The 16,199-nt window shown below is 46.4% G+C and carries 13 protein-coding genes; 3 read left to right on the plus strand and 10 right to left on the minus strand.

The genetic code is table 11. The annotated features are described in order from the left end of the window. Positions 1 to 16: 16 nt before the first annotated feature. Together QP775_RS17640 and QP775_RS17645 are read right to left on the minus strand one after the other, a co-directional pair. Positions 17 to 802, minus strand: a complete 786-nt coding sequence (locus tag QP775_RS17640; protein WP_239329271.1) for a response regulator transcription factor — start codon at positions 800 to 802, stop codon at positions 17 to 19. Next, the gene (locus tag QP775_RS17645; RefSeq protein ID WP_239329272.1) at positions 780 to 2,399 is read right to left on the minus strand and encodes a sensor histidine kinase; all 1,620 of its coding nucleotides are present in this window, start codon (positions 2,397 to 2,399) and stop codon (positions 780 to 782) included. Before QP775_RS17645 ends, QP775_RS17640 begins: the two co-directional genes overlap by 23 nt. Before the next feature lie 279 nt (positions 2,400 to 2,678). Here QP775_RS17645 and QP775_RS17650 point away from each other — a divergent pair, with 279 nt between their 5' ends. Further along, positions 2,679 to 4,463 (plus strand): flavocytochrome c, encoded by a 1,785-nt coding sequence (locus tag QP775_RS17650; protein ID WP_239329273.1) that lies wholly within the window; start codon positions 2,679 to 2,681, stop codon positions 4,461 to 4,463. A 145-nt stretch (positions 4,464 to 4,608) separates the two neighbouring features. On the opposite strand, the gene bcp is transcribed toward QP775_RS17650, so the two are convergent. From bcp to QP775_RS17670, 4 genes are all read right to left on the minus strand, one after another. Beyond that, positions 4,609 to 5,076 carry a thioredoxin-dependent thiol peroxidase gene (gene bcp, locus QP775_RS17655; protein WP_239329274.1) on the minus strand — a complete coding sequence of 156 codons (468 nt, stop codon included), beginning with the start codon at positions 5,074 to 5,076 and terminating at the stop codon, positions 4,609 to 4,611. Between the two features lie 172 nt (positions 5,077 to 5,248). Continuing rightward, positions 5,249 to 6,034: an ABC transporter permease gene (locus QP775_RS17660; protein ID WP_239329275.1), complete on the minus strand. Its 786-nt coding sequence runs from the start codon at positions 6,032 to 6,034 to the stop codon at positions 5,249 to 5,251. A 6-nt stretch (positions 6,035 to 6,040) separates the two neighbouring features. Continuing rightward, positions 6,041 to 6,835, minus strand: a complete 795-nt coding sequence (locus QP775_RS17665; protein WP_239329276.1) for an ABC transporter permease — start codon at positions 6,833 to 6,835, stop codon at positions 6,041 to 6,043. Beyond that, on the minus strand, positions 6,832 to 8,031 hold the full coding sequence (locus QP775_RS17670; protein WP_285108317.1) for an ABC transporter ATP-binding protein: 1,200 nt from the start codon (positions 8,029 to 8,031) through the stop codon (positions 6,832 to 6,834). Before QP775_RS17670 ends, QP775_RS17665 begins: the two co-directional genes overlap by 4 nt. A gap of 230 nt (positions 8,032 to 8,261) precedes the next feature. Here QP775_RS17670 and QP775_RS17675 point away from each other — a divergent pair, with 230 nt between their 5' ends. Both QP775_RS17675 and QP775_RS17680 read left to right on the plus strand, forming a co-directional pair. Beyond that, the gene (locus QP775_RS17675; RefSeq protein WP_285108041.1) at positions 8,262 to 9,254 is read left to right on the plus strand and encodes an LCP family protein; all 993 of its coding nucleotides are present in this window, start codon (positions 8,262 to 8,264) and stop codon (positions 9,252 to 9,254) included. A 294-nt stretch (positions 9,255 to 9,548) separates the two neighbouring features. Beyond that, on the plus strand, positions 9,549 to 10,868 hold the full coding sequence (locus tag QP775_RS17680) for a glutamate-1-semialdehyde 2,1-aminomutase (protein ID WP_239329826.1): 1,320 nt from the start codon (positions 9,549 to 9,551) through the stop codon (positions 10,866 to 10,868). 204 nt (positions 10,869 to 11,072) lie between these two features. Here the strand turns inward: QP775_RS17680 and QP775_RS17685 are convergent, their stop codons facing one another. The 4 genes from QP775_RS17685 to ptsP all read right to left on the minus strand — a co-directional run bounded on the left by QP775_RS17685 (position 11,073) and on the right by ptsP (position 16,085). Beyond that, positions 11,073 to 11,249 (minus strand): hypothetical protein, encoded by a 177-nt coding sequence (locus tag QP775_RS17685; protein ID WP_239329282.1) that lies wholly within the window; start codon positions 11,247 to 11,249, stop codon positions 11,073 to 11,075. A 241-nt stretch (positions 11,250 to 11,490) separates the two neighbouring features. Next, complete coding sequence (locus QP775_RS17690; protein WP_239329283.1) at positions 11,491 to 12,936, minus strand: PTS transporter subunit EIIC; 1,446 nt, start codon at positions 12,934 to 12,936, stop codon at positions 11,491 to 11,493. A 291-nt stretch (positions 12,937 to 13,227) separates the two neighbouring features. Continuing rightward, on the minus strand, positions 13,228 to 14,088 hold the full coding sequence (locus QP775_RS17695; protein WP_239329284.1) for a PRD domain-containing protein: 861 nt from the start codon (positions 14,086 to 14,088) through the stop codon (positions 13,228 to 13,230). A 257-nt stretch (positions 14,089 to 14,345) separates the two neighbouring features. Beyond that, positions 14,346 to 16,085 carry a phosphoenolpyruvate--protein phosphotransferase gene (gene ptsP / locus QP775_RS17700; protein ID WP_285108044.1) on the minus strand — a complete coding sequence of 580 codons (1,740 nt, stop codon included), beginning with the start codon at positions 16,083 to 16,085 and terminating at the stop codon, positions 14,346 to 14,348. Between the last annotated feature and the right edge of the window lie 114 nt (positions 16,086 to 16,199).

Genomic DNA, 16,199 nt, shown 5'->3' on the forward strand with positions numbered 1-16,199 from the left:
ACCTCCCAGACATCGATTACTCCCTTTGTCCCGCACACTGCTTCTTATACTCCAGCGGACACATGCCAATTCGATTCTTAAACAAGCGGCTAAAATAATACTGATTGGTGTATCCCACCTTAATCGCCAGATCTCCGATCTTGATATTGTGCATCGTATGATCCAACAATTCCTTAGCTTTGGACAGCCGCAATTCAGTCACATACTCCAGAAAAGAAGCTCCCAGTTCCTGCTTCATTCGTTTGCTCAAATAAGTGTGATTCATATGAAACAAGGCTGCTACTTTTGATACCGTCAGCTCGGGGTCCTGATAGTGGCCATTAATATAATCCGTCACTTTAATCATCAGCACAGAGCCATCTCCCATACGCGAATCCGTCTCCTGATAGGAAGCATGTTCAGGCGACTTCGACAACTGCGGATTTAAGCCGCTCAAATGCTGATCCAGCCTGATAAGCAGCCGCTTCAGGTCGCTCTTCGGCACTGGCTTCAGCACATAATCGTAAGCATGCAATTGCAGAGCCTGCCGAGCATATTCAAACGTATCGTAGCCGCTTACGATGACCGCCACCACCTCACCGTAGCGGCAGCGAATTAAGCGCAGTAGATCCAGTCCATTTACCTCTGGCAAATTAATATCAACAAATAGCACATGCGGTGCGGCAGATTCCATCAGAGCTAACGCTTCATCAGCGTTTCTGGCCTCGGCCGAAACCCGAAATGGCAGTTGACTTTCCTGCACATACTGCTTTAACCCTTTACGAATAATCGATTCATCGTCAATGATCATAACGTTCCACATGGTGTCTTCCCTCCAATGGCAGTGTGAGCAGCATCCTCGTACTTCCCTCGCCGCTTTGAATGTGTAAGCCATAAGGCTCGCCGTATGCCAGTCTTAGTCTATGATCAACACTATACAAGCCGAAGCCGAGAACCCCCTTCTGCGGTATGCCCGCTAACAACGCCTCTTGAATGCTGGCTAGAGCTGCTTCCGGAATGTCGACTCCATTATTGGCTACCTCGATCATGAAGCAGTGCTCACGCTCATAAGCGCAAATGGAGATTTTACTCTTCCGGTTAACTAATGGCTTGATGCCATGGTATATTGCATTTTCGACCAGCGGCTGCAACAAGAAACGAATAATGGGATAGTGGCCCAGACACTCGTCATAGAACAGTTCATACTCCAATATTTCTTCATAGCGCACACATTGAATGTGCAAATAACTCTCCACATGGTGAAACTCCTGTTCCAACGTAATATACTGGCTTCCACCGCCCAGTCCTAAACGAAAATACGTGCTCAGCGCCTCTACCATCCCTACAACGTCATCTGCACCATGGCCTGCTGCCATCCATTGAATAGTATCCAGCGTATTGTACAAGAAGTGAGGCTTAATCTGTTCTTGAATCAGCCTTAACTCCATTTCCTTTTTCTCATGCTCATACCGATACAACTTCACAAGCATCTGATTAAAGCTCCTGCCTAATTCACCAATCTCATCATTGCGCTGTTCATTAGACCTTACACTTTGATTCCCGTCCTCTACTTTCTTCATTACTCGCTGCAAAGCTCTTATTGGCTTCACAATGGAAGCGGCAAGCAGCATTAACAAAACCAGCAAAAAGATACCGATCACACTGCCTGTTAGCAGCGCTGAGCGCTGCATTTGCTTCATCCCTTGTGACAACTGTGACTTTGGCAATTGAAACGTTAGACTCCAGCCTGGAACGTTTCGGATCGCAGCAGTGAACAGCGCCATCTGCTCTGCTCCCTTTGATGTATCGTTTAGCTTCGCATCGAACTGATCACCAACCAGGAGCTTGCCCATCCCGTCGTATACATAAATATCCTTCGCAATATCCTGCATCTTCCCAATGGGGACGGCCGCAGCAATATAAGCAACTTCGTCGTCTACAAGCGGTTCGACACGGTGTAAAATGACCACAATGTCCGCCTGATTGGCATGTGACCGGATCACGTCACTAATGACATACGCTTTATCTGACTCGAGCAGCTTCTGGTAATAGGGTCTCAATACAATAGAGAATGGCTTGTCGTGCAGTGAACATGAATTGCCTGCAATATCAACAACCCGAATAGACTCATACGCCTCTTTCCGCGTCTTGACTAACTGCTCTATTTCGTGCAGCAGCTCTTTCTTCCCCCATCTGTGCTCGGACGCAAGCGAAGCGAGCAAATCCACCTCCCCAACCCGCTGCTCAAACCAATAGGCAATCTGATCACTGCGTGCGTTAACGATTTGTTGGGTTAAGCTCTTATTTAGCGGAATAACGGTACTTTCCATCTCTAGATGAATGGTTACGAGCAAAGCCATAAATAATAAAGCAAAGCATCCGCCGACATAATACGTTATTTTTCGTTGTAAGGATCTCATATTGCTATTACATCACGTTCGCTGTCTAGATCAAATGAGGAGAATCACTCGCCCGAAAAGGATAAAAAAAGGACAGTCTGTGCAAATACTTTTGTCTCCACCTCTTCTATACTTAACATTGTAATACTTTTCACAAGAATACCAACTATGAACTGCCTGTGCAGCACTCCTGCTCCACATTCTTTATATGGAGTAAGTACGCCTTATTTAGTGAATATATTCACTACTACTTGTACATCTTCACAGGCAAGCCAATCATCCCAACTTTCAGGAGGAATTATGCGTACACAAGCCACCAAACTATTATCTGTCGTTCTCATTTTATGTCTAGCCTTCTCACTGTCAGCTTGCGGGTCAACAGACAATACGGCTTCGAAATCAGAAGGAGCCGTAAAAGAAATCGGTGTCGGTAATGGCAAGCACGGTGATATTAAAGTTGAAGTGACATTTGCTGACGGTAAAATTACAAATGTCGATGTGTTAGAGCAAAAAGAAAACGAGGTGCTGGCCGAGCCCGTATATACACAATTAAAAGACAGCGTTATTCAAGCCAACAGCGCTGAAGTGGATGCGATCAGCGGATCTACCGCCACCAGCAAAGGATATTTGGAAGCAATCCAAGATGCAATTACAAAGTCGGGCCTTACTCTAGCGGCAGGCTCTGCAGTTGGAAACAGCAAAAGCACGGAAGAAACGGATCAGACCTTTGATGTTGTCGTCATCGGCGCAGGCGGTGCAGGCTTTAGTTCCGCGATTGAAGTGAAGAAAGCAGGCGCAAGTGTTGTTATTTTAGAGAAAATGCCAACGATTGGCGGCAATACCCTCATATCGGGCGGAGAGATGAACGCGCCAAACACTTGGGTGCAGCAAGCGTTAGGCATTAAGGATGATACGCCTGAATTGTTCTATCAAGACACCATGAAAGGTGGAGACAATCTGGGCAAGCCTGAGATGGTCAAGATTCTGGCCGAGCAAGCCCTTGCTTCCGCAGAATGGCTGCGTGACGAGATTAAGGTTGAATTCTTGCCGGATCATCTGTTCCAATTCGGCGGTCACTCGCGCAAACGCGCCTTAATCCCTGTAGGCCATACAGGTGCTGAATTAATTAAGAAACTGAAGGCAAAGACAGATGAGCTGCAAATTCCTGTAAAGACTTCTATGAAAGCAGAGAATTTGTTAATGGACGCAAGCGGTCGAGTGAACGCAGTCGAGGCGACTAGCAAGGATGGTCAAAAGATCACGTTCCATGCCAATAAAGGCGTTGTCATCGCTACAGGCGGTTTTGGTTCAAACGTGGAAATGCGCAAGAAATATAACCCGGTCCTTGACGAAAGCTATATGTCCACAGATACACCAGGGACTACCGGCGATGGTATTGTGATGGCACAAGAGCTTAAAGCGGGCATTACGAATATGGAAAATATTCAAACGTATCCGGTCTGTAATCCAAAGACAGGTGTCATCTCACTTGTGGCCGACTCTCGTTTCGACGGCGCTATTCTGATTAATCAAAGCGGTCAGCGATTTGTTGAAGAGTTGGAACGCCGAGATGTTATCTCGAAAGCCATTCTTGCGCAAGAAGGCAAGTATGCCTATCAGTTCTGGAACCAGCATATTGCAGACATCGGCAAGACAATCGAGGTTCATCAAGACGAATATGATCAATTAGTAAAAGATGGTCTGCTCTATAAAGCGAACACAATTGAGGAAGCAGCTAAATTCTTCAAGGTTGATCCGAAAGCGCTGCAGGACACAGTGAACAAGGTCAATGCATATGCGAAAACAGGCAAGGACTTGGACTTTAAGCACCGCAGCGGTCTCGTCTCCCTTGAACAAGGCCCTTATTATATTCAGAAGGCCGTGCCTTCTGTGCACCATACGATGGGTGGTCTTGTCATCGATAAGGATACCCGTGTGTTGGCCGAAGACGGGAATGTCATTCCTGGCTTATACGCAGCAGGCGAAGTAACAGGTGTCATTCACGGCGCTAACCGCCTTGGCGGCAACGCTATTTCGGATATTATTACATTCGGACGTATCTCGGGACAAAATATTGCCAAGTAGTAACTAGCTCCAATGTATATAGCCCCGCTTAAATAAATAACAGCCCCTTTGCCTTATATAGGGTATAAAGGGGCTGTTCCTTTTTTCAGTTCAACGCTATTTAACCGTAAAGCCGCTCTGATCAAGCAAGTCCAGGGAAGCATTCTTATCCTTGAACAGCCTCCAATACCGCCTGTGTATGCCCCTTAACTTTTACATTGCGCCATGCTTGCTTCAGCTTGCCATCTTCGTCAATTAGAAACGTGGAGCGGACAATCCCGAAGTACTCCTTGCCGTACAACTTCTTTAATTGCCACACACCAAATTGTTCAGCCACCTGATGATCCTCGTCAGACAGCAACAGAAACGGCAGTTCATGCTTGGCAGCAAATTTGGCATGCGATTTCAACGGATCAGGGCTAATTCCGATAATAGTAGTATTCCATTTCTCAAAGTCGCCATGAAAGTCGCGGAAATCACAGGACTCCTGCGTACAGGCCGGCGTGTTATCCTTCGGATAAAAATACAAGACGACCTTCCGTCCCCGATAATGACTTAAGCTTACATCTTGTCCGTAAGAGCCTGGCAGGTTGAAGTCCGGGACAAGGTGTCCTATTTGCAAAGTCTCTGACATCGTCAGCACCTCTCATTTCCTATCATTTCCTATGTAATACGGATGAAGTCCCCTTAGCTTAACATATGTAAATCTTTGCGACCAATAATCGAAACAAAAGCAGCAAAACAAGAGGATGCCCCATGCCAATAGACATGACAGACATCCCCTTTTCCCGCAGAAACATTACCAACTAAGAACCTGCACCACGGTATTTTTTGATTCCTATATTCCATAGCGTTAATCCTATTGCAAATGCGACAATCCCAACCAGCGGCGTATACAGTGCCAACTGCTTCATCCCTTTGCCGGTTATAAAATAAGAAGCTGGGATAATACCTACAAAAGCAAATGGCAGTATCCACGTCAACAGCACCTGAATGAAACGGTTATAGATGGTCATCGGATAACGGCCATAGCTCTGAATATTATACACAAGCGGCAAAATGCCCGTCGGTGCATCTGAATAGAAAGAGATGGAGGTAAGCGCAATGTATATGCCAAAATAGATCATAACCGATCCGACAATCATCACAAGGAGCACCCCTACCTCAAGGAGTCCGAAGGGCAGATCAAGCCGCACCCAACAAATGCCCATCATCAGCGTTCCGATAAAGGAACCGATGACTGCGGGCGGGTCCACATTTTCGAGCAGGATCTGAAACAGGTTATAAGCAGGCCGCGTTAGAATGCGATCCATCTCGCCTTTGACAATATAACGTTCACTGAACCCCCACAGATTAAAGAAGCAAATAAACAAACCGTAGGGAATCATAAAGTAACCATATACAAACACCATCTCATCTCGTGTCCAGCCAGCAAGCGTCGGCGTGTGCATAAAGACTACAAAGATAAAGATCAAGTTAGTCGCCTGAAAGAGTAAATCCGACAAGACCTCGATCCAGAAGTCTGCCCGATAGGTCAGACGCGTTTTGGCGTAATTTTTCAAATATTCTCCCACAAGTCCCATATAATACATCGCCGTCTACCCCCCTTGCACGAACAAACGATGGCGGGCCGAGCGCCACAGCATAATAATCGGTATCGTAAGAATGACCAGCCAGATCACTTGTACCGCCATGACTCCTAATATGTCTCCATCTGGGACACGCCCTGTGAAGACTGAGCTCGGCAGATACGTTATAGCTTGGAAAGGCAGCCATTCATTCAGCCCCTTCAGCCAACCCGGGAAAAATGAAATCGGAACAATAACGCCAGAAAACAGATCGACCACAACCCGCTTCATACGCATCATTCCTTCATTGTTTTCAATAAAGAAAGCGGAAAGTCCAGTAATAATATTAATCTGCGAATTAATCAGGAAGCTCATAAACAGCATCCACGCAAATGTAACCCATAACTTTGGATCATGAGGCAGCTTGACAGGGAACAACAAACACGCAATGACTAAGCCAGGTGTCATAAACAACAGCAGCCGGAAGCATCCCTCTCCAAGACCTTGCATCATTTTTACGACAATGTAGTTGTAGGGTCTTATAAATTGAATCGCTACGCTGCCGTCCCGGATCTCGCCTGCAATTTCACGATCCAGATTGTTAAAATAAAACGCCCGTGCCATCCAAGAAACAGCAATATAAGTGGTCATCTGATCAGCAGTGAAGCCCGCCAAAGTTCCTTGTCCTCCGTATATCGCCTGCCACGTAAAATAATACACACCGATGTTAAGCGTGTAGATTAAAATACCGGAATAATAGTTCACTCTGTAGGCGAGCATCGTCAGGAAACGCATCCGAATCAGTTCCACATAAGTGCTAATCATGACTCACCAGCTCCCGCTTTGGCTTTTGCAGTGGCCGATTCATCCTTCACTTTCTCTTGATCCAATTGTGCAGTCGCAGGGCTTGACTCCAGCGGTTGTGATAATGCTGCTGTCACCGACTTAGTGGACTCCAATGACGCTTCTGCCGCCTGTGCAGCGGCTGTCGCCGACTGCTGCAGCATCTCAATGGCAGGTGCGCTGGCAGAACCTGTCTTGTAGATCTCACGAACAATATCATCTGTGTTCGTCTCGTGAATACTCAGATCGCTAATTGCGGTCTGACTAACGATCCGTGCGATGACATCCGATACGTTGCTGTCCGTTGGCACAAATACGCTGGCCTGCAAGCTGGAGGTCTGCTCCCAATTCACCGCCATGCCTGTAGTCAGCGCCGTAAGCATATCAGCTGTCATCGGCTTTGCAAACTCCAGTCTTACTTCTCTTCCTTTGCCCCATGTCGCCTTTAACGTATCCAATCCGCCATCATAGATGATATTTCCGTCATCCAACATAATAACCCGCGAGCATAAGGCCTCGATATCTTGCAGATCGTGTGTTGTCAATAGAATCGTTGTGCCGTATTCCCGGTTCAAATGCAGTAGAAATTCCCGAATTTCAGTCTTCACAACAATATCAAGGCCGATTGTAGGCTCATCCAGAAACAATACATCTGGTTGATGCAGCAGTGCCGCTACAAGCTCGCAGCGCATTCGCTGCCCGAGGCTGAGTTTGCGTACAGGTCGATGCAGCAGCTCCTGCAATTGAAGCCTCTCGATCAATTCATCCAATCTACGCTTAAAGTCTTCTTCGGATACTCGATACACTTTGCGCAGCAAGCGGAATGACTCGATCACACCGATGTCCCACCACAACTGGCTGCGCTGTCCGAAAACAACACCAATATGCTTCACAAAAGCCTCTCGTTCCTTATGAGGCACGTATCCCTGCACATGGATTGATCCCGACGTAGGTACCAGTATGCCCGTAAGCATCTTGATCGTTGTTGATTTTCCTGCTCCATTCTCTCCGATATACCCACATATTTCTCCTTGGGGTATCGTAAACGAGATATCTTTTACGGCAGCTACTTCGTTATATTCGCGCTTAAATAGATCCTTAAAAGCACCCTTTAAGCCCTCACGGTTCCGCTGCACCTGAAACGTCTTGCGCAGCAGTTCCACTTCGATTGCGTTCATTTGATTCGTATCCACCTTTCTCCCCTTATTGTCTTGCCAATTCTCTTCCGTCAATATACCCATTTCATTGATAATCGAGGATTAAACCTCGTATAATAGGAGAGATATGGTTATGGGGTTAACCCACAATGTCTAATATATCATGATATCGACCTGGTATGAATGCATCGGAACCGACATCTGGTACCCGCTTCCTTATTTCCGACTGCGGAAAGGACGGAGACTATAACATGAGATGGATCTATAAGAAGTGGAAAATGCTTTTGCTCACCTTTACCTTGATACTCGTTGCGGGTGCAGGTTCGTATGCTTGGTGGCTCTATGATAGCTTGAATAGCCTGAGCAAGGATCAACAGCACACGCGATTTCCGGCGTCAAGCGTCGCCACAATGGGAACGAAGCCTGCTCCTGAGCCGCCAAAGTGGGAAGGCGAAGAGCGAGTTAACATTTTGCTGTTGGGTGCGGATACGCGTGGTCTTCAGAAAACGGAAAGTCCGCGTACCGATTCCATGATTATCGCTTCCATTAATCCGTTAACGAAGCAAGCCCAGCTTATGTCTGTCATGCGAGATGCCGTCATCGATATTCCGAACATGGGGCAAGATCGCGCCAATACCGTGCTTCAGGCAGGCGGTCCCAATCTTGTGATGCAGACGATCGGCAAATGGACAGGTCTCGATATTCAATATTACGTCTATACCGACTTTGAAGGCTTTATTGCGCTTATCGATGCCATGGGAGGCATTGAGATGGACGTCGAAAAAGATATGGACTATACAAGCAAAGCAGATAAACACCAGTACGATATTCATCTCAAAAAAGGCAAGCAGCTGCTTGATGGCAGCAGCGCGCTCCAATATGTCCGTTTCCGACACGATGCGTTGTCCGATTATTCGCGCACGAAGCGTCAGCGTGAAATGCTGGGTGCAGTCGCCCAGAAGATGAAATCCGCTTGGTCGATTTTGACACTCCCGAATTTGATCCACAAAATGTCGCCTTACGTGGAGACCAACTTAACAGCTGACGACATGATCAAGCTCGGCATGCTTGGAATGCAAATCAATGTGGGGCCCAGTCAGCAGCTTCCACCGACGGAGTTATTAGTGGAGAAGCGTATCCATAACGCCGCTGTGTTAGGCGTAAAGAGCGAAGAGGAACTGCGGATGTACATTAGGCAGTTGCTTAAAGAGAATGATCCTGCGACCTCTGCTGCTCCTCACTAACAGCAGCATATCTCTTGATAACGGGACACCTCTGACATAACCTATAACAACTTTACTCGTTGAACATGGCTTTATATATATGCCATTCTTTACGGACATATGGACGAACAAGGCAGTTAGCCATTCAGAAGTATACTGACAGTGCGAATATTACAGGCTCGTCGTGTTCAAAGACTACATACGCATGGTAAGACGTTACTTGTATGATCAGCGCATTACAGCCTATCAGACTCTGGTTTGCAGGCTAAAAAAGTCAATCGTTCGACGACCACAATAAGGAGATGGAGAAACATGATGATGCAACCTCGCGAACGCTCCGCACAATTATACGAAGAAGCGCTCGAACATATCGTAGGTGGGGTGAACAGCCCTTCCCGCTCATTTAAAGCAGTAGGCGGTGGTGCGCCTGTATTTATGAAACGCGCGCAAGGCGCTCATTTCTGGGATGTGGACGGCAATACCTATATTGATTATCTCGCAGCATACGGTCCGATTATTACCGGTCATGCCCATCCGCACATTACACAAGCGATCACAAAAGCCGCTGAGAATGGCACGCTGTATGGCACGCCTACTGAGCTAGAAATTCAACTGGCGCGGATGCTCAAATCCGCTATCCCTTCTATGGACAAAGTCCGCTTCGTCAACTCGGGTACCGAAGCGGTCATGACAACAATTCGTGTAGCCCGTGCCTATACAAAGCGCAACAAGATTATTAAGTTCGCCGGCTGTTACCACGGCCATTCGGATCTTGTACTTGTGGCGGCCGGCTCCGGTCCGTCGACACTAGGTATACCGGATAGTGCCGGCATTCCTGCCAGCATCGCGCAGGAAGTCATTACGGTGCCATTTAACGATCTCGACAGCCTCAAGGCTGCACTGGAGCATTGGGGAGAGGACGTGGCTGCCGTTATGGTCGAGCCAATTGTCGGCAACTTTGGTATGGTTATGCCACATGAAGGCTATCTTGAAGGACTATGCAAGCTTACACGCGAATACGGCGCATTGGTCATTTACGATGAAGTCATCAGCGCCTTCCGCTTCCATTACGGTTCGACACAGACCTATCGTGTGTTCCCTGATCATGCAGCTATCGAGCCTGACTTGACCGCACTAGGCAAAATTATTGGCGGAGGACTGCCAATCGGTGCCTACGGTGGACGCAAGCACGTTATGGAACAAGTCGCACCGCTCGGTCCTGCTTATCAGGCAGGCACAATGGCAGGCAATCCGGCCTCAATCGCTGCAGGTATTGCTTGTTTGGAAGTACTGCAGGGCGAAGGCGTTTACGAGCGTATGGAAGAGCTCTCAATCCGCTTGACTGCAGGCATCCAAGAAGGTGCTGATCGATACGGGATTCCGCTGACGATTAACCGAATTCGCGGCTCCTTCTCGACGCACTTCTGTAACCACCCGGTTACCAATTATGAGCATGCTCAAGACACGGATACAGAAGCGTTTGCCGCTTACTTCCGCCACATGCTGAATCAAGGAATCAATTTGGCTCCGTCCAAATACGAAGCTTGGTTCCTCACAACTGCGCATACCGATGAGGATATCACCAAGACGATTGAAGCTTCGCACGAAAGCTTCCGTCGTATGGCACAAAGCTAGCTTCATCGTTATTGCCACGTATCAGTCACACAACAATACCCCCGTATCGCATTAAGCGAGTACGGGGGTATTTAAGTTGGGGATAACGATAACAGTTAGTTGCAATTTCTCTTTATGCCGCATTGTTGCAATCCTTTTAAGCAGTACATGTCTGCATCAAGCCCAATCCATTCTAAAAGCAATGATTGCCCCTCATTACAGATATCAACTATCCTTGTTCATCTTGTCTGTGTAGTACACAGCTACCGTAATACAAGCGGCTCCCATCAGCCAGCTTACGATCACCTGCCATACTTGCTTCAGGTCTATAATTAAGCTGCACGCGATAAACAGCAAAGCCCCTATACAATTACACCATACAATCAGGCGGTACTTCAGCATGCTTCCGACTCCCCCGTCCGCACATGAATGTCCTTGATTATGTATCTTTTGAAAAATAGATATAGGAATACTCTACCATTCTAATTATAACGACATGAGTCATTAGACTCAATATTGTTTTGATTTTACATGTGAAATGAACGACCTATACAAAAACACCCCGCAATGGGTGTCTGTTATCCAACTGAATAACAGACCCATTGCGGAGTGTTCTATTAGCTAAGCTATGACACGCTTAAAGTTAGAGTTTCTTAATTTCTTCTTTTAGCAGCTCAGACTGGGTACCGAATACAACTTGTACGTTACCTTTGCCCAATCGCATAATACCTGCTGCCCCCAACGCTTTCAAACCAGACTCGTTAACCAAGCTATCATCTTTCAGCGTCAGACGAAGACGAGTAATACAAGCTTCGTTTGTAATGATGTTATCTTTGCCGCCGATATTTTCTAATACCTTAACAGCTTTTTCTTTGAGGGTGCTATTAGCTGCACCAGCTGTTGCCGCATTAGACTCCTCTGTCTCTACTTCGCGTCCAGGTGTCTTCAGGTTCAGCTTCACGATAAGGAAGCGGAATAAGAAGTAATAAACAACGAAGTATGCAATACCGATTGGAATGAGCCACAATGGCTTAGTCGCAAGCGGGAAGTTCAGCGCATAGTCGATGAATCCAGCCGAGAAACCAAAGCCGTGCTTGATACCCAACAGTGCTGTAATTACGCCAGAGGCACCGGCCAACACAGCATGCACCACGAACAATACTGGAGCTGCAAACATAAACGCAAACTCAATTGGTTCCGTTACACCTGTCAAGAATGAAGCAAATGCAACTCCCATAAAGATCGATGCTACAGCTTTGCGTTTTTCAGGACGTGCAGTGTGAATAATGGCAAGTGCCGCGCCAGGCAGAGCAAACATCATGATCGGGAAGAAACCTGTCATAAACATACCAGCTGACTTGTCTCCTGCGAAGAAACGAGTAATATCACCCTTCACAACCTCGCCAGCGGCGTCTGTAAATGTACCGAGTTGGAACCAAGCAATGTTGTTAAGGATATGATGCAATCCCGTTGGAATAAGCAAGCGGTTAGCCACCATAAAGCCACCAGAGCCAATTGCCCCTAAACCAACAACCCAGTTACCAAATGAATCGATAGCTTGTTGTACTGGACCCCAAACAATCGCAAAGGCAAGACCTATAATAATAATCGAAACGGATGTTACCATCGGAACAAATCGTTTTCCACCAAAGAACCCTAGCCAATCAGGCATCTTGATATTATGATACCTGTTGTACATAAAGGCAGCCAAACATCCTGCTAGTATACCGCCTAGTACACCCATATCCAATTTCAAGTCATCTGGAATGAAACTGAAAATACCAGGAGTGATCTCCAATATTTTCATAAGAATGATATGAGCAAGCACAGCCGCTAATGCAGCAACTGCATCTCCCGCTAATCCTATTGCAATGGCTACTGCAAATATGAGCGGTAATTGTTTAAAGATGGTATCCCCACCTGCAAATAAAAATGGAGCTACATACTGATTCAAAAACTCGCCTGCAGCGCCCATGTGAAAATCTTTCACGTAGTCAATAGCGCCGAATCGAAGTAAAATTGCCGCTGCCGGAAGAGTTGCTACCGGAAGCATCAATGCTCGACCAATTTTTTGCAAAAAGGCTAGCATGACATGTTCCTCCTTCATGTGAATAAATAAAGTATGGATAAAAGGTTAAAGAATTATTCGATAACCTATCATCACCGTTAGGGATGAAAATTAAAGCGTTAACACTTTTTAGTGATGAGACCGTCGAGGTCTGAGAACAGCTCCTTGATTAAGCGGTTACTTCTTGTATCAGAACAAAAAAAGCATGAGCCTGCAGCATGTGTGTAATTACCTTTACCCGTAATAGATAAAGGTCACACATTCCCGCAAGCTCATGCCTAGTCGTACTAGTAACACGCTTGTAACGTGGAATTATTCAAAGTCCTTCTGAAACAATCGGTACAGGTGCATAGCAATGTATGCGACCTCATCGTCTGATACATTCATATTCAACGTCTTCGCCATTAATGCCCCGCATTCCTTCGCTACTCCAAATTCATACGGCACCATATCCATCAGCTTATCCCGAAATGGATTACGTGAATGCTCACCTTGACGAATCCGCTCAATCGCAAATCGTAAATGGGTTATTAACCTCAAGTAATCGATACTATCCTTAGGAATCTTACTGCCTCGTCGGTCTTCTATAAGAACGACCAGCTCCTTCAGCAAGTGATTGTACTGCACCACATTGCCTACTGGAACATGAGCAACAGCAGATTGAATATGAATGGTCAGGAAGCCGATCTCGTCTTCCGGGATAACAACTCCAAATGCAGACCCGATTAATTCGGCTGCTTGGGTTGCTACTTCATACTCCTTAGGATTCAACGTGCGTATTTCCCAAAGAAACGGATTCTCTATCGAAATATCATTTCGGATTCGGTACAATGCATATTCAATATGGCTTGGAAGAGCCAGATGAATGTGCTCGTTCAGATCGGGAGTCAGTTGTTCGGATACCAAGGAAATAATTCGCTCGGACACCATAATAACCTCGGCGTCTATCTGTTCCAGAATCATCTGATACTGTGATAAATGCTGTTCACTTGCCAGCGAGAACTTCTTCTCAATGCGAGCATCGGAATGCTCTATGGAAGCGCTCGGCTTCGCACCAAACCCGATTCCCTTGCCCATGAGAATAGTTTCTTTGTTCGACCACACATCGTTTGCCAATACGACATTGTTGCTTAATGCACGTATAATCTCAAAGCGACGCTCGCCCGACAACATAAAGCTCCTTCCTCATGAGTAATGCAAAGAGAAGTTGGTTGTGGAAACGTTTTCGCTTCTTAGCGTTCAGCCGAAACGTAACCCCATTTTAAGTCAAGCATTTTCGAAAGTCAACTCATAATATAATTATATTTAGTTTCCTGTCCAAATATAGCTACTTCCCTAAAATAACAATTTCGAACTACTCAATTTTAAATTATATATCGTCAGAAACGTGATAGAGGAAGGGCCTATTTGTGCCCTTCCTTCTATATGTGCTACAGCATCAATTCTTGAACCGCAGGTACGCGATCGTAAACGAGACGTTGGATATCTTCTTCATGTTCCATCATCAATGCCTCTTCTGCCAACTGCTTAAGCTCATCGCGATTCAAACGATTGATCAAAACACGCGCAGGCAAGACAGAACTTGCGCTCATGCTGAACTCATCCAGGCCAAGACCTAGCAAGACTGGAATGGCTGTCAAGTTTCCGGCCATCTCGCCACACATGCCGGCCCATTTGCCTTCCTTATGTGCCGCGTCAATAACCATACGAATCAAGCGAAGCACAGCTGGGTTAAATGGCTGTGTCAGATGGGACACTTTCTCATTCATGCGATCTGCAGCCATCGTATATTGAACAAGGTCGTTTGTGCCGATCGAGAAGAAGTCAACTTCCTTAGCCAACTGATCCGCAATAATAGCGGCAGCTGGTACCTCGATCATCATGCCAACCTCCATTTTTTTGTTGTAAGCAATCCCTTCGGCATCAAGCTCTTCTTGAGTTTCCTTCAGAATCTCATTAGCTGCGCGCAGCTCAGCAAGCGTTGAGATCATCGGATACATCAGCTTGATGTTGCCGTGTGCACTTGCACGCAGAATAGCCCGTAGTTGTGTCTTAAACAGATCCTTACGATCCAGACAGATACGAATAGCACGGTAGCCTAAGAAAGGATTCATTTCCTTTGGCAGTTCCAGATAAGGCAGCTCTTTGTCGCCACCTATATCCAACGTACGGATGACAACTGGCTTATCAGTTCCAAGCGTTTCGACTACTGTCGAATAGCTATGATACTGCTCTTCTTCGGTCGGGAAGCTATCGCGCCCCATATAAAGGAATTCCGTACGGAACAAGCCAACGCCCTCAGCACCGTTGTTGCGGGCGCCAAGCGCATCCTGCGGATTGCCGATATTGGCAACGAGCTCTACTTCATGACCATCAGCCGTGATTGAAGGCTTGTCTTTGTACAGCTTCATTTCTTCTTGTCGCTTCTCAAACTTGGCTTTCTTCTGTTCATACGTCGACAAGGTGTCTGCATCCGGATTTACCAGAATCATCCCTTGTGCGCCGTCCAGAATAATCATATCTCCGTCTTTTACCGTATTGGTAGCGGATTGAAGACCGACAACAGCAGGGATCTCCATGGAACGAGCCATAATGGCAGAGTGCGATGTGCGCCCGCCAATATTGGTAGCGAAGCCAGCCACTTTACTGCGATCAAGTGTTGCGGTATCAGACGGCGTCAAGTCATGAGCAAACAGGACAACTGCTTCATGAAAATCGTTCAGCGATGCGGATCGCTTACCCGTCAACACACTGAGAACACGTTGGCTTACATCACGGAAATCAGATGCACGCTCGCGCATATACTCATTGTCCATACTTGTAAATATATCGACCAATTGTTGGGTCACTTCCTGTAATGCATATTCAGCATTCACAGCTTCCGAACGTACCTTTACAATTGCTTGCCCGATAAATTCCTCATCTTGAAGCACTAAAATATGCGTCGCAAAGATCTCCGCATGGTGCTCGCCAAGCTTCGCTGCAGTATCTTCCTTGATCTGCTCTAATTCCGCCATTGCTTGATTAACAGCCTGTTGCAAACGTGTCGCTTCCGCGTCCACATCTGCTGCTGGAATCTGCTTGCGTTCAACTACAGTTGTTTGCTCTTGCATAATAAATGCCGGTCCAATTGCATAGCCAGATGCTGCTGCGATCCCTTTAAGTTGCATGTCGGTTTCTCCACTCCTTTAGAAGATATAATACATAACGCGTGTATAGTAAGGTTTCTTATCTCTGTATTGAAATTGATGACTATTAATATTAACGAACAAGGACTTAGTTCT

Source organism: Paenibacillus sp. UMB4589-SE434 (assembly GCF_030226685.1).
In the GTDB taxonomy this organism is placed as follows: Bacteria; Bacillota; Bacilli; order Paenibacillales; family Paenibacillaceae; genus Paenibacillus_B.